We start from the raw sequence: 23,234 nt of genomic DNA, 5'->3' as shown, positions 1-23,234 counted from the left end.
CCCGAGCGCTGCGCGGCGGTGTCACAGGTCTCGGGCACGATCACCGCATGACGCTGACCAGGTCCTTCGTCCTCACGCGCTGGGACCGTCCCCTGACCGAGCTCGCCGTCAACGCCGGGCTCGGTGCTGCCGTCCCCGATCCCGAGCTGTCGTGGAGGCGGGCCGACGGGTGGCAGTGCCTCGCACCGGACGGCTGGCTCTGGTTCCACCAGCTCGTCCCTCCCGTCGAGGCCGTCGAGGAGGAGGTCGGCGGCCCGGCGCTCGGCATCGGCGCGGACGGGTTCCAGCACGTCCGGATCGCCTTCCGTCACGACGGGAGATCGCGCCTCATCGCCTGGGGTGACTCCTCGACCGGATCGTTCGAGCACTGGCGCGACCGGATGGTGCAGGAGTGGGGTGAGAACTGGCGGGCCGAGGCGGCGAACGCGCTCTGGCGGTGGGCCGCGGCGTCCACGACCGCTCCCGTGAGCCTCATGGGCATCTGCGGCGTGCTCTGGGTCTGGCCTCTGCACTGGCAGACCGCCGTGTTCGACCTCCTCGAGGTCCTGGGGCTGGGGCCTGACCCCGCCACCCCCGCGTGGTGGACCGTGGCGGTGCCGGGCTGCCGGTACGCGGTGCGTCCCCGTGACCTCGCCCTCGGCCTCCACGCCCCGGCCGACGCGCCGGGAGACGACCTCGTGCTGGCCTTCGTCGACGAGGGCGTCGGGATCTACGACGTCCGCGGCGGTTCGTGGGTGTGCGAGCCCACACCGGAGTACGGCCTGGTACGCGGGCGGCTCGGGGAGGAGCTCCGCGCACGCGACTGGACCGAGACCCCGAACCAGCCCTCGGAAGGCGCCGGTCCGCCTCCTCCGTGGCGAGGTACCCGTGTCACGCCGCCGTCCGACGGGAGCGCCGCCGACGGGTACCCCGGCGCGAGCCGGGTGACCGTGGATCCCGACGTCTTCGGAGAGTCCGACGTGGACGGCTGGAACGGCTGGAACACGAGCCCGGGATTCCGGGTCCAGTCGGAGGACACGCAGGGAGCCGTGGACGCGCTCCGGCGAGCCGGGAACCGCTTCCACCTCGTCGACGAGGTGGGCGACGAGATCACCGAGGACGAGCGGTACACCACGGACCTGTACACCCCGAACTGGGTGTCGGGCGTGACCCTGTACGACGTCGGCGCCGAGCTCGTCGTCGACACGAAGGGCGACTGCTCCGGGCCCATGGGCCGGGCGATGATCCGCATCCTGGTCGAGGAGCTCGAGTCGGCGGGCGTGACGGCGCACATCGCACCCGTGGCGTCGGAGGGCACGCTGCTGGGTGAGTGGGAGCTGGAGGCGACCTGACGGCGCCGGCGCCGGCGACCGTCACCGCCCTCCGAGCGGTCGCCCGGCCGCGCAGCCGCCAAGATGGGCGGATGAAGGTCTCGCGCCGCTCCCACGTCCCGCCGTTCGCCGTCATGGAGGTCCTCGCGGCCGCCAACGCCCGCCGCGCCGCGGGGGAGTCGGTGCTGAACCTGTGCGCGGGGGAGCCGTCGACGGGTGCGTCGGACGTCGTGCGCGACCGGGCGATCGAGATCCTGACGTCGGGGAGCCTCGGGTACACCGAGGCGCTGGGTGCGCCGCCGCTGCGGGCCGCCATCGCGGGGCACTACGCGCGCTGGTACGGCGTCGACGTCGACCCGGCGCGGGTCGCGGTCACCACCGGGTCCTCGGGCGGCTTCATGCTGGCGTTCCTCGCGGCGTTCGACGTCGGCGACCGGGTGGCGCTGGCCCGCCCCGGCTACCCGGCGTACAAGAACATCCTCGCGTCGCTCGGCTGCGAGGTGGTCGAGCTCGCGTGCGGTCCCGAGACGCGCTACCAGCCGACGGTCGCGCAGCTGCAGGAGGCGTACTACGCGGGCGGGCTCGACGGGGTCGTCGTCGCGAGCCCCGCGAACCCGACGGGCACGATGATCGCGGCCGACGAGCTCGCGGCGCTCGCGGCCTGGTGCGCAGAGTTCGACGTGCGGCTCATCAGCGACGAGATCTACCACGGCATCACCTACGGGTCGGTACCCGACGGCGGCGCCCCCGACCTGGGGAGCCCGCGGAGCCCGGTGGCCGTCACCGGCGGAGTGGCCCCGGCCGAGACCGTGGGGTCCGCCGGTGCGGCGACCGCCGCGCAGTTCCTCGACCAGGGCGCCGTCGTCGTCAACTCGTTCTCGAAGTACTGGGCCATGACGGGCTGGCGCCTCGGGTGGCTGCTGCTGCCCGAGGACCTGGTGGGCCCGGTCGACGCGCTCGCGAGCAACGTCGCGCTGTGCCCGCCCGCGCTCGCGCAGCACGCCGGCGTCGCGGCGTTCTCGCCCGAGGGGTACGCCGCGGCGCACGAGAACGTGACCCGCTACGCGCAGTCGCGGGCGCTGCTGCTGGACCGCCTGCCCGAGCTCGGGTGGGACCGGGTGGCCCCGGCCGACGGCGCGTTCTACCTCTACGCCGACATCAGCGCGTCGGGCCTCGACTCGGTGACGTGGTGCGAGCGGCTGCTCGCCGAGGCGGGGGTCGCGCTCACGCCCGGCACCGACTTCGACGGCGTCGACGGGCGGGACTGGGTGCGGCTGTCGTTCGCGTCGTCGGTCGACGTGGTCCGCGAGGCGGTCGACCGCGTCGTGGCGTGGCAGCGCACCCTCTGACGCCGGGGCCGTCCGCGGTGCCCGTCAGCTGTCCGTCGGGTCCGCCGGGCGGGGGGTCGACGCGCGGACGTCGTGCGCGACCGCGAACGGCACACCCCCGGCGACCAGGTCGAGGAGGTCCGAGCCGTGCCGCACGAGCGGCCGGGAGTCCTCGACCTCGTCCGGCCGGGCGACCTCCTCGGGAGACAGCAGGCTCGCGGTCAGGTCGTGGGCCCGGTCGACACCGCGCCCGTCCGTGCGGTCCTCGGCGCGTTCGTCGGTCGTGCTCTCGGTGCCGGTCGCTCCGTGCATGGTGCCCTCCTGGGCTGGTCGCTCGGGTGGTGGCGGCTGCTGTCGTGGTGGTGTCAGCAACCGGTCGTGCGCGCGTACGTCCGGGTCGATCCTGACGGCGTCCGCGTCGGCGTGCTCCCTGGACGGGGCCGGTGTGCTGCGCACGCCCGGCACCCGCGGCCTGGGGGTGGGTCCGCGGAGCTCGACGTGCGCTCCGCGGCTCATGACGTGCGCTCCGCGGCGCCGTGGCGCCCGTCCCCGGGTGCTCGGGCGTGCGCGGCGACGGCGTCGTCCGCGCTCTCGACGCCCACGCCGGGCACGATCTGCGCCCGGACGGCCGCCGCCCGGGGCCACGCGCGCGCGAGCGTGGACAGCTCGCGCGTGCGCGCGGCGAACCCCGCCTCGGCCGGCCGCGGGCCCGTCGACGCGGGGGTCGGGACGTCCTGGCCGACCCGCCGGGACGCGAGCTGCAGCGCCGCGGCGGACGCGACCGGGTCGGTGTGGTCGTGCGCGGGCACGTACGGGGTGAGGGCACGCAGGGCGTCGCCGATCTCGACGACGAGCCGGACCTCGCGGATGCGTGCGTCGGGGGAGACGGCCGTCCGGAGGCGGCTCGGCGCGGCGTGGTCGAGGTGCGGTGCGTGGGGCCACAGGTCGGCCCACACCGGCCACAGCACCCACAGCCGGCGGCGGGTTGCCACGTCCGCGGCGGCGGTGGCGGCGAAGCCCACGACGAGCCCGGCCGCGACGAGGAGGATCGCCGAGCTCAGCGCCGCCTGCTCCGCGGTCCCGAGCAGACCGACGTCCGACCCGGGCGAGACGACGAGCGCCCCGAGGTGCAGCGCCTTGAGCGCGGCGTAGAGCACACCGAGCACCTGCCCGGCCCCGAGCCCGACGAGCCGGACCCCGAGCACGCCGCGTGCGAGCCGGCCGTTGCGCAGCGCGGTGCGGGCGCCGGCGGTCAGGGCGACGGTGAGCGTCACGAGGAAGGCGACCCAGTGCACGAGCCACGGGACGGACGACGCGTACACCGCCGCCCGGTGGTCCGCGGTCGCCGGCAGCACGCTCCCCGCGTCGACGAGCGGCGCCGCGAGCGCGAGCACGAGCACGACCCAGACCGCCCGCGGCACGGTGCGGCGCTGACCGGTGATCCGGTGCGTGAAGGCCACGACCGCCAGCGCGCTGACCACGACGAGCGCGTGCTCGGCGGCGGCGAGCGCGGTCGTGCGCCCGAGCGCCCCGCCGACCGCGTCGAGGTCGAGCGTCCGGCCGGCGGCGAGGGCGGCGACCGCGACGAGCAGCGACGGCGTCCCGGTGCCGCGGACCGCGCGCACGACCTCCACGACGGTCACGGCCCACAGGACCGCGACCCCGGCGGTGACGAGCTCATCCACGGCGCAGCCTCCCGCTCAGTGCGCGCCGCAGCGCCTCCGTCTGCCCGTCCCCGAGGCGGTCCGCGTCGGCCGCGTCGCGCAGGGTCAGGAGGGACGCGAGCACCTCGGCCTCCCGCTCGGCGGCGACGCCGTAGTCGCTGCGCCGGTGCAGCGCGCCGAGGACGGAGCCGGCGTCCAGGTCGGGCAGCACGCGTGCGAGGACGCCGCGGAGCGCCTCGCCGGAGCACGCGGAGCCGGGGTGCCGCAGGATCATGTGGGCGAGCTCGTGGCGGACGGTGTGGTCGCGCAGCACCGGGTCGGCGTCCTCGGGCACGAGGACGAGGTCGAGGTGCTCGCTCTCCCACCACGCGCCGCACGCGGTGTCCGCGAAGAAGGCGGCCGGTGCCGTCTCGACGAGCAGGGGCCGCTGCCGCTGCTCGGCGAGGTGCTGGACGAGGGCGTCGACGGTCGCGGGCCCGCGCAGGCCGAGCTCGTCGAGCGCTTCCTCAGCCCGGCGTCGGGCGCTGGCCATCTCGTGTCTCCCCCTGGGTCCTGCCGTGCACACCTTCGAGCTCGCGGACGCGCTCGACCATGAGCAGCAGGGCGTCGATGCTCTGCTGCGACAGGCCGGACGCGCGCAGGGCGACCGAGCGCACGCCCGCGTCCCGCATCGCGGCGACGAGCGCGAGCTGGCGCTCGATCTCGCCGGCCCGCTCGTCGTCGAAGAAGTAGGCGGGCTGCACGCCGAAGAACGTGGCGAGCGCCTCGAGGTGCCGCTTCGTCGGGTTGTCGCGCCGACCGGTGCGCAGCTGCCACACGTACGTCGCGGATATCGACGGTCCCCCGGCGGTGCGGCTGATCGCCTGGGCCACCTCGTCGTGGGTGTACTCGCGGTCCGGCGACGGGCGCATCGTCGTGAAGAGCCGGTCGAGCTTGGCGGCGAGACCGGCGCCGGCCGTGGTTGGCTCGTCCTGCTCCGCCATGCCGCTCCGTCCTGGGAGGACCTGCTGAGATGAACCGGTCGGGTCGTGCGCATGAACTGTCGTGGAGCATCTCAGACCGGACATCCCGCGACAAGCACCTCTCCCCGCACCCGGGCGGGGACCGCCCCGACGCGCAGGCCGCCCGCGCACTGAGCCGGGCCCTCGGACCGCTGCCGAGCACCGTGCTCGCGACCGTCGTCGCGGCGTGGGCCGGCGGTCCCGACGGCCGGGGCCGAGCCGTCGCGCTGACGGTCGGCCTCTTCGCGGGCGCGGCGCTCCTCGCGCTCGGGCTCGTTCGGCTCGTCGGCGGCCCCGGCTCCGTGACCCGGCGCCTGGCGGTCCCCTGGGTGCTCGCCGCGGAGCTCGCCGCGCTCGCGGCCGGGGTCGCGCTCGGCGTGCCCGACGAGGTGGTCCGCGCGTTCGTCGCCTACTTCGCGACCGGGCTCGTCGCGCTCGCAGGCGCGCGGTGGAACGTGTCGGCGCACGGGCTGCTCGCGGGCACGCTCGTCGGGCTGCTGCTCGGGTGGTTCCCCGTGGTCGGCGCGGCCGGCGTCGTGGTCCTCGCGGCGCTCGTCCGGTCGCGGGTGCGGCTGCGGCAGCACACCGTCGCGCAGGCCGTGACCGGCGCCGCAGTCGGGGTGCTGCTCGGGTTCGTCGCGACGCTCGGCCCGGGCGGCTGACGCGCGGTGGGGCCGGCGGGCGGATGCGCGGTCGGGCCGGCGGGCGCGCGCGCGTTCGGGCCGGCGGGCGCGCGCAGGGGCATCAGACGGGCGCCAGCACCTCGTGCACGCCCACGGGCAGCTCGACGTCGATCCGGTCGCCGGCCCGCACGAGGCCCGACGCGAGCACGACGCTCATGACGCCGGCCTTGCGGATCAGGTTGCCGTCCGCGTCGCGCCCGAGCACCGCGCGCATGAGGCCGTCGGCGAACCCGTCGATCTGCGTGCACGGGTTCCGCAGACCGGTGAGCTCGACGACCGCGTGGCGGCCCAGGTGCAGGCGCGTCCCGCGCGGCAGCGCGAGCAGCTCGACGCCCTGGGTCGTGACGTTCTCGCCCATCTCCCCGGGCCGGACGACGAACCCGCCGGTCGCGACCTCGTCGAACAGCTCGGCGTGGATGAGGTGGACCTGCCGCAGGTTGGGCGGCGGGTCGGGGCGGTGCCGGCGCGAGCGGTGCTGGACGGTCGCGCCGCAGTGCGCGTCCCCCTCGACCCCGAGGCCCGCGACGAGCCGGATCTCCTGCTGGACCGGCTTGCTGAACGCGTGCCGCGGGCTGCGGCTGACCGAGAGGACGGAGGGCTGGACGAGCGCGTCGGTGCTCACGCGCCCCATTCTCCTCAGGGTGCGGAGCGGGCGCCAGGCTCGGCGGCGAGCACCGGAGCGAAGTGCTCGACCACCGGGAACGGGTCGTAGAACCGGTGCAGCAGCTCGCGCCAGCGTCCGTAGCCGGCGGAGCCGCGGAACCCCTCGGTGTGGTGCTCGACCGTCTCCCACGCCACGAGCAGCAGGTACGTCCCCGGGCTCTCGACGCCGCGCGAGAGCGTGACCCGGCCGACGCCCGGCATCGCGCTGATGAGGGGCAGCGCCTCGGCGAAGGCCGCCTCGAACTCCGCGGCGCGGGCAGGGTCGACGGGCAGCAGGGCGTGCTCCAGGATCATCGGCCGATCGTGGCACCGGCGCCGGCCGGGGCACCGGGCCGTCCGCGGTGCGGCCCGCCCGTGGCAACGGGGGACGGCGGCGTGCCGGCCGCGCACAGGTGCCGCCCGCTCCGGGCGCAACCTGCGGGACACGCGCCCGTCGTACCGTTCGAGGCATGGACGTGGCGGTGCTGGGAGCGACGGGTGACGTCGGGCGACAGGTGTGCACGCAGCTCGTCGAGCGGCGGGTGCTCCCGACGTCGTCGCGGCTCCAGCTCGTCGGGCGCACCGGCGGGTCGTCGGCGCGCGCGACGCACGGGCTGCGCGCCGACCTGGTGGACGCGTACGACGAGCACGCACCGCTGATCGACGTCGCGCTCACGCCCGAGGACGTCGTCGCGGACGTCGTGGTCGTCTGCGCGGGCGTCACGGCACCGCCGCGGGCCGGGGCGTCGACCGACCGCACGCGGCTCGCCGCCGAGAACCACGCGGTGTTCGACGCGTACGCCCGGGCGCTCGCCGCGCACGGGTCCGGCAACGAGGTCGTCGTCGTCGTGTCGAACCCCGTCGAGCTGGGGGTCGCCGTGATGGCGCGCACGCTCGGCCGGCACCGCGTGATCGGGATGGGCGCGTGGCTCGACACCCTGCGGTTCCGGCGCGAGATCGCGGTGTCGCTCGGTCTGCGCCGGCACCGGATTGGCGGCTTCGTCACCGGCCAGCACGGGTCCGACCTCGTGCCGCTGTGGTCGACCGTGCGGGTCAGCGGGCTCGACCGGGCGGAGCGCCGGCGCGCGATCGACGGGCTGCGGCGCGGGCGGACCCTCGCGACGTTCGGCGCCGAGATCGCCGGCGCGCAGACCGAGCTGCTCGCGCTCGCGGCCGAGGACATCGGGGCGGCGTTCGACCTGATCGACTCGTGGCCGCCGGACCTGCGCGCTGTCGCGCGGCCCTGGATGACGCACCAGAGCGGCGCCAAGACCGCGGCCGGCACGGCGAGCGCGACCGTCGACCTCGTCGACACGCTGCTCGACGGCCGGGAGATCGTCGTTGCGGGGCAGGTCCTGCTCGACGGCGAGGTCAGCGTGGGCGGGTCGCCGATCGACGGGGTGCTCGGCGTGCCCGTGGTCCTCGGCCCCGAGGGGTGGACGCGCGCGCTGCTCGACGAGCTCGCGCCCGACGAGGCCGAGCTGCTCGTGCGGTGCCGCGACCGGATCGACGCGAGCCTCGCGCCGTGGGGGCTCGGGCGGACGGGGGCGGTGGCGTGAACGGGACGACGGGCGACGAGCGGTGGGTCGCGCTCGTGCGCGGCGCCGACCGGCCGGGCACCCTCACGGACCTGACCAGCGTGTTCTCGACACGCGGCGTGAGCTTCGAGTCGCTCGCGACGGGCGCGGTCGACGGTGACGTCGGGGCGATCGCGGTGACGTTCCGTGCGACGGCCCGGCTCCAGCGCCTGCTGGTCCGCACGGTCGAGCGGCTGTCCGCGGTCCGCTCGGTCGAGGTGCGCTCGGCCGAGGACCCGGCGGTGCGCGCCGCCGGCGTCGTCGTCATGCCCGACCACGTGCCGTTCACTCCGCCGCCGCACGCGGCCGTCCGGTGGTCGGGGGACACGTCGGCCGGGCAGCCGGTGCTCGTCGAGGGCTCGTTCGCGGACGTCGCGCAGGTCGTGCAGGCGGCGCGGGAGCGGGGGGCGGCGACGACGGCCACGGTGATCCTCGGGCTCTGACCGGCCGGCGCACCGTTGCCCGTGCCGGGCGCGCAGGTCTAGCGTCGCTCGCGAGACCGCAGGGGAGCGACCGTGCCGAACGCGTACAACGACAGGATCGTCGACGAGTTCCGTGCGCGCCACGGCCGCGTCGCCGAGTACGAGGGCAGCCGGCTGCTGCTGCTCACGACCCGCGGCGCGCGGACCGGGCGCCCGCACACGACGCCGCTGGGCTACCTGCCCGACGGCGACCGGGTGCTCGTCATCGGGTCGTCCCTCGGTGCGCCGACCCACCCGGCGTGGTTCCACAACCTCGTCGCGGACCCGACCGTGACGGTCGAGGACGGCGTGTTCGCCTACGAGGCGCGCGCGGAGGTCCTGACCGGCGAGGAGCGCGACCGCCTGTTCGCGCGCGCCGTCGAGGCGGACCCGGGGTGGGCCGAGTACCAGGCGAGCACCAGCCGGGTCATCCCTGTCGTCGCGCTGCACCGCGTCTCCCAGGGCCCGCCCGCGGGAGTGCCCTGGGGCCAGGCGCTCGTGCTGCTGCACGACGCGTTCCGCCGCGAGCTCGCGCTGGTCCGGGACGAGGTCGCGCGCGGCGGGACGAGGCTCGGTGCGCAGCTGCGGGTCTCGTGCCTCACGGTCTGCACGGGCCTGCACCGGCACCACGAGGGCGAGGACACGGGGATGTTCCTGGTGCTCGCGCAGGACCCGTCCCTGGCGCCGGTGCTCGACCGCCTCCGTGCCGAGCACGCGGTCATCAAGGACCTGCTCCACGAGCTGCAGGCGGTCGTGGGCGCGGACGTCGCGGACCGGGACGCGACGCTGCGGGAGGTCGACCGGCTCGTCGACGAGCTCGGCCGGCACCTCGCCTACGAGGAGGAGCAGCTCGTCCCGGTGCTCGACGCGGCCCGGGCCTGACGCCGGCCGCGCGTGACGCGGTCCGCGCCGCGCGCCCGACGCAGCGCGCCTGACGCCGGCCCTGCAGGCGCACGGGCGCGGGGTGGCCGGGGTCAGTCGTCGAGGCCGTCGCCGTCGTCCCCGTGCGTGCCGGCGGCAGCCGGGTGGGTCCGTCGGCGCACGAGCTGGACGACGAGCCCGAGCAGGCCCCCGCCGATGCCGCCGAGGATCGCGCCGACCACCAGGGAGTCGAGCACCTCGGAGACCGTCCCGGACGGCTCCGGCAGCGGCACGAGCCCGTGCCCGGTGCGCACCGTGACGAGCATCGCCCCGAGCACGACGAGCACGCCGCCGACCATGGTCAGGACGGTGGTGCGCCGCTCGCGCGGGGTCGCGCGCTCGGACATCGCGAGCAGGTCGACGCCGCGCCGCCGGGCGTACCAGATGCTCGCGAACGACGGCAGGGTCGCGGTCACGAGGAGCACGACGGGCAGCAGGAGCCCGCCGAGGACCGCACTCACGACGGCGGCGCCGATGCAGACGTAGACCGTCGCCGTCGCGCCGAACGTGTAGGCCTCCATCACCAGCGCGCGCTCCCGCTCGTCGCCGTAGACGGGGGAGTCGAGGTCCATGAGGCGGTCCGCCGCCCGGCCGAGGATGCCGTGCTCGTTGGTCGTCATGCTGCCCCTCCGGTGTGCGGATCGGACGCGCCGAACAGGTCCTCGACCGTCGAGCCCAGGGTCCGCGCGATGCGCAGCGCCAGGAAGACGGACGGGGCGTAGTCGCCCTGCTCGATCGCGATGACGGTCTGCCGGCTCACCCCGGTGGCCTCCGCGAGCTCGGCCTGGGTGACCTTGAGCGCGCGACGCTGGTGCCGGACGGGGTTCCCGGTCGCCCGGGGTCCGTCCGCTGCCTTCGCAGGGGTGAGGCCGGCCGTCATGCGTGAAATGTTAAGGATCGTTGACATGAAAGGTCAAGTTGCCTTGACATCTGAAGTCCGGGCCCGTGGCGAGCGTGCCGTGGCGAACCCCGGACACCCGCCGCCCGCCGGACGGTCCACGCTGCGGGTACGCTGGCGCAGCACGCCCAACTGAACACGCTGATCGAACCGTGGCGGGAGAGTCCTCCCGTCGTCGGCCCGGACCGCCCCGAGCGGGAGCCCGAGCCGTCCGGCGAGGCGCCGAAGGAGCAAGCCCCTCCCCGGGAAACTCTCAGGCCCCCGTACCGCCACGGCGAGGCAACTCTGGAAAGCGGCCACCCGGCGACGGGCGGCCCACCGACGGTGCAAGCCGGCGCGCCCCGGGGTCCCGCTCACCGCGGGGCCCATGGCGGACCGGCAAAACTCTCAGGTCGCGTGCCCCCGGGCGCGCGGATGACAGAGCGGGGAGGCCACCCGTCCGTCCCGGTGCCCGCCGGACGACCCCCGGAGGCCCTCGTGACCGACCTCGACCAGACCGCCGCGACGCACCTCAGCGCCGACGAGCTGTCCCACCGCACCGACGCCGCGCGCGACTTCACCGACCGGCACGTCGGCCCGCGCACGTCGCAGCTCGCGACGATGCTCACGCAGCTCGGCTACGACTCGCTCGACGACCTCGTCGACGCCGCCGTCCCCGCCTCGATCCGCACGGACCGCCCGCTGGACCTGCCGGCGGCCCGCAGCGAGGCCGAGGTGCTCCAGGCGCTGCGGGCGATCGCCGCGAAGAACACCGTGATGACGCAGATGATCGGGCTCGGGTACTCCGACACGATCACGCCGCCGGTGATCCGCCGCAACGTGCTCGAGTCGCCCGCCTGGTACACCGCGTACACGCCGTACCAGCCGGAGATCTCGCAGGGCCGGCTCGAGGCGCTGCTCAACTTCCAGACCGTGATCGGCGACCTCACGGGGCTGCCGACGTCGAACGCGTCGCTGCTCGACGAGGCGACGGCCGTCGCGGAGGCGGTCGCGCTCATGCGGCGCTCGGTCAAGGGCCGGCCCGAGGGCGTCGTGGTGCTCGACTCCGAGTGCCTGCCGCAGACCGTCGCGGTCACGCGGGGGCGCGCGGAGGCCATCGGGCTGCCGGTCGTGGTCGCGGACCTGAGCGAGGGGCTCCCCGACGTGGGCCCCGGCGGGCTCGTCGGTGTCGTGGTCCAGGCGCCCGGGGTCTCGGGGGTCGTGCGCGACCTCCGGCCGCTCGTCGAGGCCGCGCACGCCGCGGGCGGGCTCGTCACGGTCGCCGCCGACCTGCTGGCGCTCACGATCCTCACGCCGCCCGGCGAGCTCGGCGCGGACATCGCGGTCGGCTCGGCGCAGCGCTTCGGCGTCCCGCTGTTCTACGGCGGGCCGCACGCGGCGTTCATGGCGGTGCGCTCGGGCCTCGAGCGGATGATCCCGGGCCGGCTCGTCGGTGTGTCGATCGACGCCGACGGCGCACCCGCGTACCGGCTCGCGCTGCAGACCCGCGAGCAGCACATCCGCCGCGAGAAGGCCACGAGCAACATCTGCACCGCGCAGGCGCTGCTCGCGATCACGGCGTCGATGTACGCCGTCTACCACGGGCCCGACGGGTTGCGGGCGATCGCCGAGCGGGTGCACGCGCGGGCGGTCGCGCTCGCCGACGGGCTGCGGGCGCACGGGGTCGCGGTGGCGCACGAGGCGTTCTTCGACACCGTCAGGGCCGTCGTGCCGGGCCGGGCGCGGGCCGTCGTCGCCGCTGCGGCGGAGCGCGGGATCAACCTGTGGGCGCCCGACGAGGACCACGTCCAGGCGGCGTGCGACGAGACGACGACGCCCGAGCACGTGCGTGCGGTGCTGGCAGCCGTCGCAGCGGCGCTCGGGGCGTCCGCCGACTCCGAGCCCCGCCCCGACGAGCACGCCGCCGGGCCCGCGACCAGCACGGACGTACCGCTCGGGTCCCCCGCGCTCCCGGCGTGGGCGCGGCGGACCAGCGGCTACCTCACGCACCCCGTGTTTCACGTGAATCGTTCCGAGACCGCGATGATGCGCTACCTCCGGCGGCTCTCGGACAAGGACCTCGCGCTCGACCGCACGATGATCCCGCTGGGCTCGTGCACCATGAAGCTCAACGCGACCGTCGAGATGGAGGCCATGACGTGGCCCGAGTTCGCGTCGATCCACCCGTACGCGCCGCGTGAGCAGGCCGCCGGGTACGCCGAGCTCATCGAGAGCCTCTCGACGTGGCTCGCGGAGATCACCGGCTACGCCGCGGTCTCGGTCCAGCCCAACGCCGGGTCGCAGGGCGAGTTCGCCGGGCTGCTCGCGATCCGCGAGTACCACGCGGCGAACCGCGCCGAGGGCGACGCCGTGCGCGACATCTGCCTCATCCCGGCCTCGGCGCACGGCACCAACGCGGCGTCGGCGGCGCTCGCGGGCATGCGCGTCGTGGTCGTCGCGACGGCGGAGGACGGCTCGGTCGAGCTCGACGACCTCCGCGCGAAGCTCGCGCAGCACGGCCCGCAGGTCGCCGCGATCATGATCACGTACCCCTCGACGCACGGCGTGTACGAGGAGGACGTGCGCACGGTCTGCGACCTCGTGCACGAGGCCGGCGGCCAGGTGTACATCGACGGCGCGAACCTCAACGCGCTCGTGGGCCTCGCCCGGCCCGGGGAGTTCGGCGGCGACGTCTCGCACCTCAACCTGCACAAGACGTTCTGCATCCCGCACGGCGGCGGCGGCCCCGGGGTCGGGCCCATCGGTGTCGGCGCGCACCTCGTGCCGTTCCTGCCGGGCGACCCCGGCGCGGGCCACGGCTCGGACGCGCGGCCCGTCGGCGGCCCGGCCGGGAGCGACGGCTCGGCGGCACCCTCGTCGGGCACCGCGACCGCGGCCACGGGCACCCTCGCGTCGCCCGGCCTGCCCGGCCCCGGCGCGGCCGCCCCGGTCTCCGCGGCACCGTTCGGCTCGGCCGGCATCCTCTCGATCTCCTGGGCGTACGTCGCGCTCATGGGCGGCGAGGGCCTGCGCCGGGCGACCGAGACCGCGGTGCTCAGCGCGAACTACCTCGCGTCGCGCCTCGCCCCGCACTTCCCGGTGCTCTACACCGGGCCGAACGGGCTCGTCGCGCACGAGTGCATCCTCGACCTGCGCCAGATCACCAAGGACACGGGCGTCACGGCCGAGGACGTCGCGAAGCGGCTCATGGACTACGGCTTCCACGCCCCGACCCTGTCCTTCCCCGTCGCCGGCACGCTCATGGTCGAGCCGACCGAGTCGGAGGACCTCGCCGAGCTCGACCGGTTCGTCGACGCCATGGTGTCGATCCGCGGCGAGATCGACGCGGTCGGCGCCGGACGCTGGCCGCTCGCGGAGTCCCCGCTGCGGAACGCCCCGCACACCGCGGCGTCCGTCACGGCCGACGCGTGGGACAAGCCGTACGGGCGCGAGCTCGCGGCGTTCCCGCTCGCGAGCGTGCGCAGCGACAAGTACTGGCCGCCGGTGCGCCGCATCGACGGCGCGCACGGTGACCGCAACCTCGTCTGCACGTGCCCGCTGATCGAGGCGTACACGTCGTGACCGTCGCCGCCCGCGCGCCCCGCACAGCCCTCGACCCGATCGGAGCCCGCCCGTGAGCGACGTCCTCTCCCCGCTGCACGACGAGCACGTCGCCCTCGGCGCCGCCCTGACCTCGTTCGCGGGATGGCAGATGCCGCTGCGCTACACGAGCGACATCGCCGAGCACCAGGCGGTCCGCACCGCCGCAGGGCTCTTCGACCTCTCGCACATGGGCGAGCTCGAGATCTCGGGCGCGGGGGCCGCCGCGGCGCTCGACCACGCGCTCGTCGGCGACCTCACGGCCCTGGCGCTCGGCCGGGCGCGGTACACGATGATCGTCCGCGAGGACGGCGGGGTGCTCGACGACCTCGTCGTCTACCGGCTCGCCGAGGACCGGTTCCTCGTCGTCGCCAACGCCTCGAACGTCGCCGTGGTGCGCGACGCCCTGGCCGAGCGCCTCGCCGGGTTCGACGCGACGCTGCACGACGCGTCGCTGACGACCGCCCTCATCGCCGTCCAGGGCCCGCGCGCCGAGGAGATCGTCACGTCCGCGGCCGACCCCGTCGACGTCGACCCGATCCGCGAGCTCCGGTACTACGCCGCGGTCAACGCGACGGTCTCGGGCATCCCCGCGCTCGTCGCGCGCACCGGGTACACGGGCGAGGACGGCTTCGAGCTGTTCGTCCCGGCCGAGGCCGCCGCCGAGCTCTGGCGCGACCTGCTCACCGCCGGGGAGCCGCTCGGGCTCGTCCCCGCGGGGCTGTCCGCGCGCGACAGCCTGCGCCTCGAGGCCGGGATGCCGCTCTACGGCAACGAGCTCGACACCACCACCACGCCGTACGAGGCGGGCCTCGGGCGCGTGGTCAAGCTCGACAAGACCGGGCCCGACGGCGAGCCGCTGCCGTTCGTCGGCCGGGAGGTCCTCGCGTCGCGCAAGGGCGCCCAGCCGGCGCGCGTGCTCGTCGGGCTGCGCGGGCTCGGCAAGCGGGCGGCGCGCCACGGGTACGACGTCGTGATGAGCACGGCGCCCGACGCGCCGGTCATCGGGCACGTGACGTCCGGGGCGCCGTCGCCGACGCTCGGCCACCCGATCGCGCTCGCGTACGTGACACCCGAGATGTGCGGCGAGGGCCGGGAGCTCGCGGTGGACGTGCGCGGACGCCGCGAGCCGGTGGTCGTCGTGCCGGTTCCCTTCTACCGTCGTCCTCGCTGACCGACCCGCTGGACCGCAGTCGCTCGACCCCGACCGATCCCGACCGACCCACGACGCCCCGGACACGGCGGCCCGACCGACAGGACACCTCCATGAGCGCCTTCCCCGAGCACCTCCAGTACACGGTCGAGCACGAGTGGGTCGACACCCGAGCCGGCGCCGACGCGCCCGCGACCGTGGGCATCACCTCGACCGCGGCCGACGCGCTCGGTGACATCGTCTACGTCGAGCTCCCGGCGGTCGGCGAGACGATCACCGCCGGCGCCGTGATCGGCGAGATCGAGTCGACGAAGTCGGTGTCCGAGCTGTTCTCGCCCGTCTCGGGCACCGTCGTCGAGGTCAACGAGGCGGTCGTCGAGACCCCCGAGCTCGTCAACTCGGACCCGTTCGGCGCCGGGTGGCTGCTCAAGGTCGAGGTCACCGAGACCGGGCCCGTGCTCACCGCGGAGGAGTACGCGGCGCAGGTCGCAGGCTGACCCCCGGGGCGCGCGCGCCTGGGCACGTGCTCGACGGCGCGAGCGCCCTGGGTCGGTGCCCGACGACTCGTGGGCCCGCGCGCGGTGACCGACATCGGGTGCGCCTGCGCCCGCTGTCCGGCGCGGGCGCCGTCGGTGGGTGAGGTCGATCGCGCCGCGCACTGCCGAGAATCCGGTCCGCGGGCTGCCCCGAAGGGCGGGAGATGCCCGCGTCGGCTGGTCCGAACGGGTGAATCGGGATCCTCGTCCGGTGCCGGTGTATCTCCGTGACCTGCAGGTTCACCTTCGAGTGTCGCCCCGCGCACGACCCGCGGCGACGCCGGGGGTGATCCGTGGGTGATTGTGGCGTCATATCGGCCGCACCTGCCGATCTCATCCGGTAACAGCCGCACGACACGGCGCCGGGCCACCGGACGCCGTCCGGACCCGGAGGACACCATGAGCATCCTTGAGGCAGACCGCACGCACACGACGACCCTCGCGGAGCCGCTGACCCGCCGCGAACGCGTGGTCCTGTCCGAGCTCGCGGAGGACGTCACGCTCGAGGAGATCGCGACGCGCCTCTTCGTCACACGCAACACCGTCAAGTCCCAGGTGCGCAGCGTCTACCGCAAGATCGGTGTCTCCACGCGAGCCGAGGCCGTCGCCTGGGCCGAGGCCGCCGGCCTGCGCTGACCCGCAGCCACCACCCCGACCCACGACCCCGCGCGCCCACCCGGACGCACGGCACCGCCCGGACGCACCCCGGCCGACGGCCCGAACCAGGCCGGACGCACCACCCGGCCCACGGCCTGACCCGGCCGGACGAGTCGTCCCGCCGGACGCACGACCCGCACCTGCTCGTCGTACGCACCGGACGTACCCCCGGTGCGCCGACCCGGGTCCCGCCGGACGCACCGCCCGCACCTGCTCGTCGCACGCCCCGGACGTACCCCCGGTGCGCCGACCTGAGGCCGCCGCCGACACCGACGTCGACCGTGATCCCTGCCGCACTGCGCCGTCCCGCACGGCGTCGTCCCGCACGGCGTCGTCCCGCACGGCGTCGTCCCGCACGACGCCGTCCCGCACATGGCGTCGCCTCGCCGCCGCCCGCACGACGCCGTCCTGCATGGCGTCGCCTCCCCGCGGCCCGCGCCACGCGCCCGCACGGCGTCGCCTCCTCGCCGCCCGCGCCACTCGCCCACGCGGTCGCCCCCACCTCCGCCGTGCCCGCGCCGGCCAGGCCCACCCGTGCGCGCCGCGGCCACCCGCGTCCCCGGGCACGTCACGCGCCCGACATGCATCACTGGCAGGATCGCCGCATGACGCGTCCTGTGCTCGTGGTCGCCGCGGCGATCGTCGACGACCTCGACTCCCCCCGGGAGCTGCTCGCCGCCCGCCGGTCCGCGCCCGCGAGCCTTGCCGGGCGGTGGGAGTTCCCCGGCGGCAAGGTCGACCCGGGAGAGACCCCCGAGGAGGCGCTGCACCGCGAGCTGCGCGAGGAGCTGGGCGTCCGTGTCGGCCTGGGGCACGAGCTCGTCGGGCCCGACGGCGGCGCGTGGCGCCTCACCGACGCCTACGTCATGCGGTTGTGGATGGCCGAGGTCGTGGACGGCGTCCCGGAGCCTCTCGTCGAGCACGACGCCCTGCAGTGGCTCCCGCTCGGGCAGTGGACCACGGTCCCGTGGCTCGACGGCGACGTCCGGATCGTCGAGGCGCTCGCCGCGCAGTACGTGACGGACTGACCCGCCGGACGGCCACCCTCAGCCTCCGCCGGACGCCAGCGTCGCCGCACGGTGCGGCAGGCCGTCCCACCGTGGCTCGCGGCACGGCTTCTCGAGGTAGAACCCCTGCCCGAGGCCGACCCCCAGGTCCAGCAGCGAGACGAGCTCGTCCTCGGTCTCGACCCCCTCCGCGACGTCGTTGCGACGGCCGCGGTCCGGAGAGTTGGCACTCGCGGGGAGGAGTGCTAAGAAAGGTGCTGTAGCCAGTCCTCTCCGGACGGTTCCGGAGGGGGCCCGTACCGAGGCGTCGGACGGTCCGGTGCCTCGCCGCGAGGAGGTGATGGTCGTGGCTACGCGATTCGACCCGTTCCAGGAGATGGACCGGCTCGTCGGGCAGGTGTTCGGCTCCGCACGCGCCGCAGCGTCCATGCCGCTCGACCTGTTCCGGTCGGGCGACCACTACGTGCTCCACGCCGACCTGCCGGGCGCCGACCCGGGCACTATCGACGTGAACGTCGAGGACCAGACGCTGACGATCCGCGCGCGGCGCACCCACCAGGGTGCCGAGGGTGTGCAGTGGCTCGTCCAGGAGCGTCCGTCCGGCACCTACGTGCGCCAGCTGACCGTGGGCCGCGGTCTGGCGCTCGACAGGATCGAGGCGACGTACGCGGACGGCGTGCTGTCCCTGACGATCCCCGTCGCCGAGGAGGCCAAGCCGCGCCGCATCGAGGTGCAGCACGCCTCGCAGGCGCAGGCGGCGGCGATCACCCAGTCGGGTGAGCGAGCCGAGGCGTCCACGAGCTGAGGCGGCGCCGCGCGCTGTCGCGCGGGCGGTCCGGGGGAGGAGGTCGGGACGTCACCGTCCCGGCCTCTTCCGTGTGCAACCGTCCGAGGGCGTCGCGCCGCTCCGACGTGCGCTGACCTGCGCCTTCGCGCGCCGGACGCCGCCGCCACCGAGGCCGCCGCGCCTCCGCCGGCCGGACGCGACGTCGTTGTGTCGGTCAGGTGAAGACTGCACAAAAAGGGCAGCCGTGACTGTGGTCATAGCCCTACGCTCTGGCCCATGCCACTGCGCTCCCGCCGCCTCCCAGCGGCGCTCCTCGTCCTGTCCGCCGCCCTGTGCGGCTCCGCCCTCCCCGCGTCCGCAGCACCCGGCTCGACCGGGGACCTCCTGAGCGTCGGCCGCACCCTGCAGTACTCGAACGGCGTCACCGGGCTCTTCACGCCGACGGCGACCGGCACCTTCGACGTCGGGACGGGTGCTCCCGGGCGGGACACGATCACCGTGTCGGCCACCGGCGACAGCAACGCCGCGGCGCAGCTCACCATCACCGCGCCGCTCGACCGCCCCACGCTCGAGGTCGGCCACTACACGGCGACCGGTCCGGAGCCGACGGCGCAGGGCGCCGGGCTCACGCTCACCAAGGTCAGCAGCACCTGCTCCAAGGGCGGCGGCACGATCGACGTCCTCGACGTCACGCACGACGCGGACGGGCGGCTCACCGGGATCGCGCTCGACTACGCCGCGACCTGCGACCGTGACGGCTCCCTCATCGGCACCCTGCGGTGGAACAGCGACGAGCCGTACCGCCTGACGCTCGTGCGCCAGCCCGCGTACCTGCGGGAGCGGCCGGGCGTGGCCGCGAGCGCCACCGTCACGCTCAGGAACGCCGGGTCCGTCGAGCAGACCTACGGGACCACCGAGGTGGAGCCCGGCGCGCTCGGTGGCACGGCGGAGGTGACCCGAGACGGGTGCGCCGACGTGACGCTCGCGCCGGGCGCGAGCTGCTCGGTCGACCTCAGCGTCGTCTCCGACGGCAGCGACAGCTACACCGGGTTCGTGCGGACACCGGACCAGTCGCCCTCCGGTGAGGCGATCGCGGTCGTGCGACTGATCCCGGAGTTCGACCCGGCCGCCCCCATGAGCGCCACGCCCGGACGCGGGTCCGTCACCCTGTCGACGACCGAGCAGGGTGGCACGTACCGCGTGTGGCGGTGGGTCGGCGACGGCCGGCAGACCCAGGTGGCCGACGCCGTCGCGTTCCCGTGGACGGACACGGGCGTCACGCCCGGCACCACCTACTCCTACAGCGTGGAGCGGTTCGAGGGCGGCCTCCGGATGACGGTGGGGTCGGAGACCGTCACGGCGCGCCCCCTCGTGCCCGCCGAGGGTGCCGCGGGCGAGTACGTGGCCGTCGACCCGGTGCGCGTGGCGGACACGCGCGACGGGACCGGCGTCCGCAAGGGCGCGGTCGGCCCCGGTGAGACCATCACGGTCGATCCCGCTGCCACGGGCGACATCCCCCGCACCGGCGTCACGGCTGTGCTGCTCAACGTCACGGGCACCGGACCGACGGCGGCGACGAGCGTGCGCGTGTGGGCCGCGGGAACGCCGATGCCCGGTACGTCCTCGCTCAACCTCGCACCGGGTCAGACGCGGCCCAACCAGGTCGTCGTCCCGGTCGGGGCGGACGGGCGGATCGCGCTGAACAACGGGCAGGGCAGCACGCACCTCCTCGTCGACGTGCAGGGCTTCTACTCGACGGCTGACGGCGAGGAGGGTGGCGGGTACCACCCGCAGGACCCTGCTCGCGTGCTGGACAGCCGGCAGGGTATGGGTCCGTTCGCGCCGTCCGAGGAGCGCTGGGTGCCGTTGACCGGCGTGCCCGACGACGCGACAGCCGTCGACGTGAACCTCACGGTCACGGACCCGGCTCGCGAGGGGCACCTCGTCGCGTGGTCCGGGGACGGTGCGGCGCCGGGTGCGTCGCACGTGAACTTCGTCGCCGGCCAGACCGTCCCGAACCACGCCGTCGTCCCCGTCGCGTACGACGAGGACGGCAGGCCGGGCATCGCGATCCGCAACAACAGTGCGGGCCTCACGCCTGTGCTCGTCGACGTCCAGGGCTGGTACGACGACGGCGGCCGCGCGGACGGGCTGCGTTTCGCCCCGACGACGCCGACCCGGATCGCGGACACGCGAAGCACGGACAAGCCCCTGGGCGGCGGCGGGAGCGTCCCCGGTCCGGACGTGGTGCTGCCCGCGGGCGTCGCGCACGTCGTCAACGTGACGGCCATCGGCACCTACTACGCGGGCCACCTCGTCGCGTGGAGCGGCGAGGGCACGCAGCCGACGACGTCGACGGTCAACTTCGTCGCCGGGGAGACGGCGGCGAACCTGGCGACGGTGCGTGCGTCCTCGAGGAACCGGATCGCGGTGACCGCCGTCCACGGAGCGCCCGTGCACGTCGTCGTCGATCACGTCGGGGTCTTCTACTGATCGGCTGACCGCACGACAGCACACCGGTGACAGGGCCGGGAGCCACGCGCTCCCGGCCCTGTCGGGGTCCGGTGGCCCGACGAGGGCGGGACGTGCAACGCCGCAGGGCGCGGACCCCGAGAGGTCCGCGCCCTGCGGCGTCTCGTCGTGCTGCTGCCCGGTCGGCTCAGGCGAGCGTCGCCCGGACCGCGCGCGTCGCGGCGAGGATGCTCTCGAGCGACGGCGTCACCTCGGCGTAGCGGCGGGTCTTGAGGCCGCAGTCGGGGTTGACCCACAGCTGGTCGAGGTCGATGGCCTTGACCGCCGCGGTGAGCAGCTCCTCGACCTCGTCCTCGCCCGGCACGCGCGGGGAGTGGATGTCGTAGACGCCGGGGCCCACGGCGCGCGGGTACCCGGCGTTGGCGATGTCCGCGAGGATCTCCATCTTCGAGCGGGCGGCCTCGATCGAGGTCACGTCCGCGTCGAGGCCGTCGATCGCGCCGACGATCTGCCCGAACTCCGAGTAGCACAGGTGCGTGTGGATCTGCGTGTCGGGGCGCACGCCGGCCGTCGAGAGGCGGAACGACCGCACCGACCAGTCGAGGTACGCGGCGTGGTCCTTCTCCTTGAGCGGGAGCAGCTCGCGCAGCGCCGGCTCGTCGACCTGCACGATCGCGATGCCGGCCTCCTCGAGGTCCGTGATCTCGTCGCGCAGCGCGAGGGCGACCTGGTTCGCGGTGTCGCCGAGCGGCTGGTCGTCGCGCACGAAGGACCACGCGAGGATCGTCACCGGGCCGGTGAGCATGCCCTTGACCGGCTTGCTCGTGAGCGACTGCGTGTACTGCGTCCAGCCGACGGTGATCGGGGCCGGGCGGGAGACGTCGCCCCAGAGGATCGACGGGCGGGTGCAGCGCGAGCCGTAGGACTGGACCCAGCCGTTCTGCGTCACGGCGAACCCGTCGAGGTTCTCCGCGAAGTACTGGACCATGTCGTTGCGCTCGGGCTCGCCGTGCACGAGGACGTCGAGGCCGACGCTCTCCTGGAGCTCGACCACGCGGCGGATCTCCGCGCGCATCTCCTCCTCGTACTGCTCGGTGCTGAGCTCGCCCTTGTCGTGCGCGGCGCGGGCCTTGCGGATCTCCGGCGTCTGCGGGAACGACCCGATGGTCGTCGTGGGCAGCGGCGGAAGGGCCAGGCGCTCCGCCTGGGCGGTCTTGCGCTCGGCGAACGGTCCGCGGTTGAACGCGTCCTCGGTGAGCGAGGCGACGCGCTCGCGGACCTCGGGGCGGACGACGCCGGGCGCCGCGGCGCGCGAGCGGACCGCGTCCGCCGCCTCGAGCAGCTGCGTGTGGACGGCCTCCCGGCCCTCCGCGAGGCCCTCGGCGAGCGTGACGATCTCGGCGACCTTCTGGTCGGCGAACGCGAGCCAGGACTTCAGCGTCGCGTCGAGCGCGGGCTCGTCGTCGAGCGTGTGCGGGACGTGGAACAGGGACGTCGACGTGCCGGCCGCGACCTGCGCCGCACCGAGCGTCTCGAGGCGCTCGAGCACCTCGAGCTTCGCGGACAGGTCCGCGCGCCAGATGTTGTGACCGTCGATGACACCGCCGACGACGACCTTGCCCGCGAGGCCGGGCACGGCGGCCGTGGGGGCGGCGCCCCGGACGAGGTCGAGCGCGACACCCTCGACGTCCGACGCCGCGACGACGTCGAGGCTCTCCGCGAGGTCCGCGTAGGGCGCGGCGACGAGGATCGCCGGGCGCTCGGGGCGGGCGAGCTCGGTCGCGAGCACGGTGTACGCCTGCGTGAACGCCTCGCGGACGCGGTCGAGCGGGACGTCGAGCGACTCGGAGACGAGCGCGGGCTCGTCGAGCTGGACCCACGTGGCGCCGGCCTTCGCGAGCTCGCGGAGCACCGTCGCGTACACGGACAGCAGGTCCGCGAGGCGGTCGAGCGGGGAGAAGCCCTCGGGCGCGGTCTCGGTCGGCTTCGCGAGCGCGAGGTACGTGACCGGGCCGACGAGGACCGGGCGCGTCAGGACGCCGTCGGCGAGGCCCTCGACGAACTCGCGGACCGTGCGGTCGCTCGCGTAGCGGAACTCCGTCTCGGGGCCGATCTCGGGGACGAGGTAGTGGTAGTTCGTGTCGAACCACTTGGTCATCTCGAGCGGCAGGTCCTCCCCGCGGCCGCGGGCGACCGTCGAGTACCCCGCGAGGTCGAGGCGGCCCTCGGCGTCGACGAGGTCGGCGAAGCGGGCCGGGACGGCACCCACGAGGTTCGTCGCGTCGAGCACCTGGTCGTAGAACGAGAACGCGCTCGGGATCGCGGGCACGTCGGTGCGCAGGCCCAGGCCGGCGAGGTGCGTGCGGGTGCGCCTGCGCAGGTCGGCGGCGACCGCCTCGACCTCCTCGGCGGACGTCTTGCCGGCCCAGAACGCCTCGATGGCCTTCTTGAGCTCGCGGCGGGGACCGATGCGCGGGTAGCCGAGGATCGTCCCGGCGGGGAACTCGGGCAGCCCGGAAGCGGCTGTGGCGGGGGTGGTGCTCGTCATCGTGGGTCCT

Annotated in this window: 22 protein-coding genes and 1 riboswitch; of the genes, 13 read left to right on the top strand and 9 right to left on the bottom strand. The window is 75.1% G+C overall.

Going from position 1 to position 23,234, the window contains the following annotated elements:
• Window positions 1-47: 47 nt before the first annotated feature.
• Complete coding sequence (locus ACWFNE_RS02390) at window positions 48-1,331, top strand: hypothetical protein (RefSeq protein WP_452120859.1); 1,284 nt, start codon at window positions 48-50, stop codon at window positions 1,329-1,331.
• A gap of 71 nt (window positions 1,332-1,402) precedes the next feature.
• Window positions 1,403-2,659 (top strand): pyridoxal phosphate-dependent aminotransferase, encoded by a 1,257-nt coding sequence (locus ACWFNE_RS02385; protein WP_452120858.1) that lies wholly within the window; start codon window positions 1,403-1,405, stop codon window positions 2,657-2,659.
• 24 nt (window positions 2,660-2,683) lie between these two features.
• Here the strand turns inward: ACWFNE_RS02385 and ACWFNE_RS02380 are convergent, their stop codons facing one another.
• From ACWFNE_RS02380 to ACWFNE_RS02365, 4 genes are all read right to left on the bottom strand, one after another.
• Window positions 2,684-2,950: a hypothetical protein gene (locus ACWFNE_RS02380; protein WP_452120857.1), complete on the bottom strand. Its 267-nt coding sequence runs from the start codon at window positions 2,948-2,950 to the stop codon at window positions 2,684-2,686.
• 200 nt (window positions 2,951-3,150) lie between these two features.
• Entirely contained in the window at window positions 3,151-4,323 is a 1,173-nt protein-coding gene (locus ACWFNE_RS02375; protein ID WP_452120856.1) for a DUF6545 domain-containing protein, read from the bottom strand.
• On the bottom strand, window positions 4,316-4,834 hold the full coding sequence (locus ACWFNE_RS02370; protein ID WP_452120855.1) for a hypothetical protein: 519 nt from the start codon (window positions 4,832-4,834) through the stop codon (window positions 4,316-4,318). Before ACWFNE_RS02370 ends, ACWFNE_RS02375 begins: the two co-directional genes overlap by 8 nt.
• Window positions 4,809-5,285 carry a hypothetical protein gene (locus ACWFNE_RS02365; protein WP_452120854.1) on the bottom strand — a complete coding sequence of 159 codons (477 nt, stop codon included), beginning with the start codon at window positions 5,283-5,285 and terminating at the stop codon, window positions 4,809-4,811. The genes ACWFNE_RS02370 and ACWFNE_RS02365 overlap by 26 nt, the downstream gene beginning before the upstream one ends.
• A 29-nt stretch (window positions 5,286-5,314) precedes the next feature.
• Between ACWFNE_RS02365 and ACWFNE_RS02360 the strand changes: the two genes are divergently transcribed.
• The gene (locus ACWFNE_RS02360; protein ID WP_452120853.1) at window positions 5,315-5,965 is read left to right on the top strand and encodes a hypothetical protein; all 651 of its coding nucleotides are present in this window, start codon (window positions 5,315-5,317) and stop codon (window positions 5,963-5,965) included.
• An 82-nt stretch (window positions 5,966-6,047) separates the two neighbouring features.
• Here ACWFNE_RS02360 and ACWFNE_RS02355 read toward each other — a convergent pair whose 3' ends face one another.
• Window positions 6,048-6,617 carry an MOSC domain-containing protein gene (locus ACWFNE_RS02355; RefSeq protein WP_452120852.1) on the bottom strand — a complete coding sequence of 190 codons (570 nt, stop codon included), beginning with the start codon at window positions 6,615-6,617 and terminating at the stop codon, window positions 6,048-6,050.
• Window positions 6,618-6,622: 5 nt separating this feature from the next.
• Window positions 6,623-6,943 (bottom strand): antibiotic biosynthesis monooxygenase family protein, encoded by a 321-nt coding sequence (locus ACWFNE_RS02350; RefSeq protein ID WP_452120851.1) that lies wholly within the window; start codon window positions 6,941-6,943, stop codon window positions 6,623-6,625.
• 155 nt (window positions 6,944-7,098) lie between these two features.
• Here ACWFNE_RS02350 and ACWFNE_RS02345 point away from each other — a divergent pair, with 155 nt between their 5' ends.
• From ACWFNE_RS02345 to ACWFNE_RS02335, 3 genes are all read left to right on the top strand, one after another.
• Window positions 7,099-8,187 carry a lactate/malate family dehydrogenase gene (locus ACWFNE_RS02345; protein WP_452120850.1) on the top strand — a complete coding sequence of 363 codons (1,089 nt, stop codon included), beginning with the start codon at window positions 7,099-7,101 and terminating at the stop codon, window positions 8,185-8,187.
• Window positions 8,184-8,648 (top strand): hypothetical protein, encoded by a 465-nt coding sequence (locus ACWFNE_RS02340; protein ID WP_452120849.1) that lies wholly within the window; start codon window positions 8,184-8,186, stop codon window positions 8,646-8,648. The genes ACWFNE_RS02345 and ACWFNE_RS02340 overlap by 4 nt, the downstream gene beginning before the upstream one ends.
• A 72-nt stretch (window positions 8,649-8,720) precedes the next feature.
• Window positions 8,721-9,548, top strand: coding sequence for a nitroreductase/quinone reductase family protein (locus ACWFNE_RS02335; RefSeq protein WP_452120848.1), 828 nt, complete (start codon window positions 8,721-8,723; stop codon window positions 9,546-9,548).
• A gap of 92 nt (window positions 9,549-9,640) precedes the next feature.
• On the opposite strand, the gene ACWFNE_RS02330 is transcribed toward ACWFNE_RS02335, so the two are convergent.
• Together ACWFNE_RS02330 and ACWFNE_RS02325 are read right to left on the bottom strand one after the other, a co-directional pair.
• Window positions 9,641-10,207, bottom strand: a complete 567-nt coding sequence (locus ACWFNE_RS02330) for a hypothetical protein (protein WP_452120847.1) — start codon at window positions 10,205-10,207, stop codon at window positions 9,641-9,643.
• Entirely contained in the window at window positions 10,204-10,467 is a 264-nt protein-coding gene (locus tag ACWFNE_RS02325; RefSeq protein WP_452120846.1) for a helix-turn-helix transcriptional regulator, read from the bottom strand. The genes ACWFNE_RS02330 and ACWFNE_RS02325 overlap by 4 nt, the downstream gene beginning before the upstream one ends.
• Window positions 10,468-10,631: 164 nt before the next feature.
• Window positions 10,632-10,764: riboswitch (glycine riboswitch) on the top strand.
• A 135-nt stretch (window positions 10,765-10,899) separates the two neighbouring features.
• Here ACWFNE_RS02325 and gcvP point away from each other — a divergent pair.
• The 7 genes from gcvP to ACWFNE_RS02290 all read left to right on the top strand — a co-directional run bounded on the left by gcvP (window position 10,900) and on the right by ACWFNE_RS02290 (window position 20,697).
• Window positions 10,900-14,046 (top strand): aminomethyl-transferring glycine dehydrogenase, encoded by a 3,147-nt coding sequence (gcvP, locus tag ACWFNE_RS02320; RefSeq protein WP_452120845.1) that lies wholly within the window; start codon window positions 10,900-10,902, stop codon window positions 14,044-14,046.
• Window positions 14,047-14,098: 52 nt separating this feature from the next.
• A complete protein-coding gene (gcvT, locus tag ACWFNE_RS02315; protein ID WP_452120844.1) occupies window positions 14,099-15,238 on the top strand; it encodes a glycine cleavage system aminomethyltransferase GcvT in 1,140 nt (379 codons plus the stop codon).
• 92 nt (window positions 15,239-15,330) lie between these two features.
• The gene (gene gcvH, locus ACWFNE_RS02310; protein ID WP_452120843.1) at window positions 15,331-15,714 is read left to right on the top strand and encodes a glycine cleavage system protein GcvH; all 384 of its coding nucleotides are present in this window, start codon (window positions 15,331-15,333) and stop codon (window positions 15,712-15,714) included.
• A gap of 438 nt (window positions 15,715-16,152) precedes the next feature.
• Window positions 16,153-16,389: a LuxR C-terminal-related transcriptional regulator gene (locus ACWFNE_RS02305; protein ID WP_452120842.1), complete on the top strand. Its 237-nt coding sequence runs from the start codon at window positions 16,153-16,155 to the stop codon at window positions 16,387-16,389.
• Between the two features lie 626 nt (window positions 16,390-17,015).
• Entirely contained in the window at window positions 17,016-17,438 is a 423-nt protein-coding gene (locus ACWFNE_RS02300; protein ID WP_452120841.1) for a (deoxy)nucleoside triphosphate pyrophosphohydrolase, read from the top strand.
• 325 nt (window positions 17,439-17,763) lie between these two features.
• Window positions 17,764-18,222, top strand: coding sequence for an Hsp20/alpha crystallin family protein (locus ACWFNE_RS02295; RefSeq protein WP_452120840.1), 459 nt, complete (start codon window positions 17,764-17,766; stop codon window positions 18,220-18,222).
• 258 nt (window positions 18,223-18,480) lie between these two features.
• Window positions 18,481-20,697 (top strand): hypothetical protein, encoded by a 2,217-nt coding sequence (locus tag ACWFNE_RS02290; protein ID WP_452120839.1) that lies wholly within the window; start codon window positions 18,481-18,483, stop codon window positions 20,695-20,697.
• A 166-nt stretch (window positions 20,698-20,863) separates the two neighbouring features.
• Here the strand turns inward: ACWFNE_RS02290 and metE are convergent, their stop codons facing one another.
• Entirely contained in the window at window positions 20,864-23,224 is a 2,361-nt protein-coding gene (gene metE, locus ACWFNE_RS02285; RefSeq protein ID WP_452120838.1) for a 5-methyltetrahydropteroyltriglutamate--homocysteine S-methyltransferase, read from the bottom strand.
• Window positions 23,225-23,234: the final 10 nt, after the last annotated feature.

Source organism: Cellulomonas sp. NPDC055163 (assembly GCF_053607065.1).
Note: the sequence above shows the minus strand (reverse complement) of the source record. Positions and strands in the feature narration are given on the sequence as shown.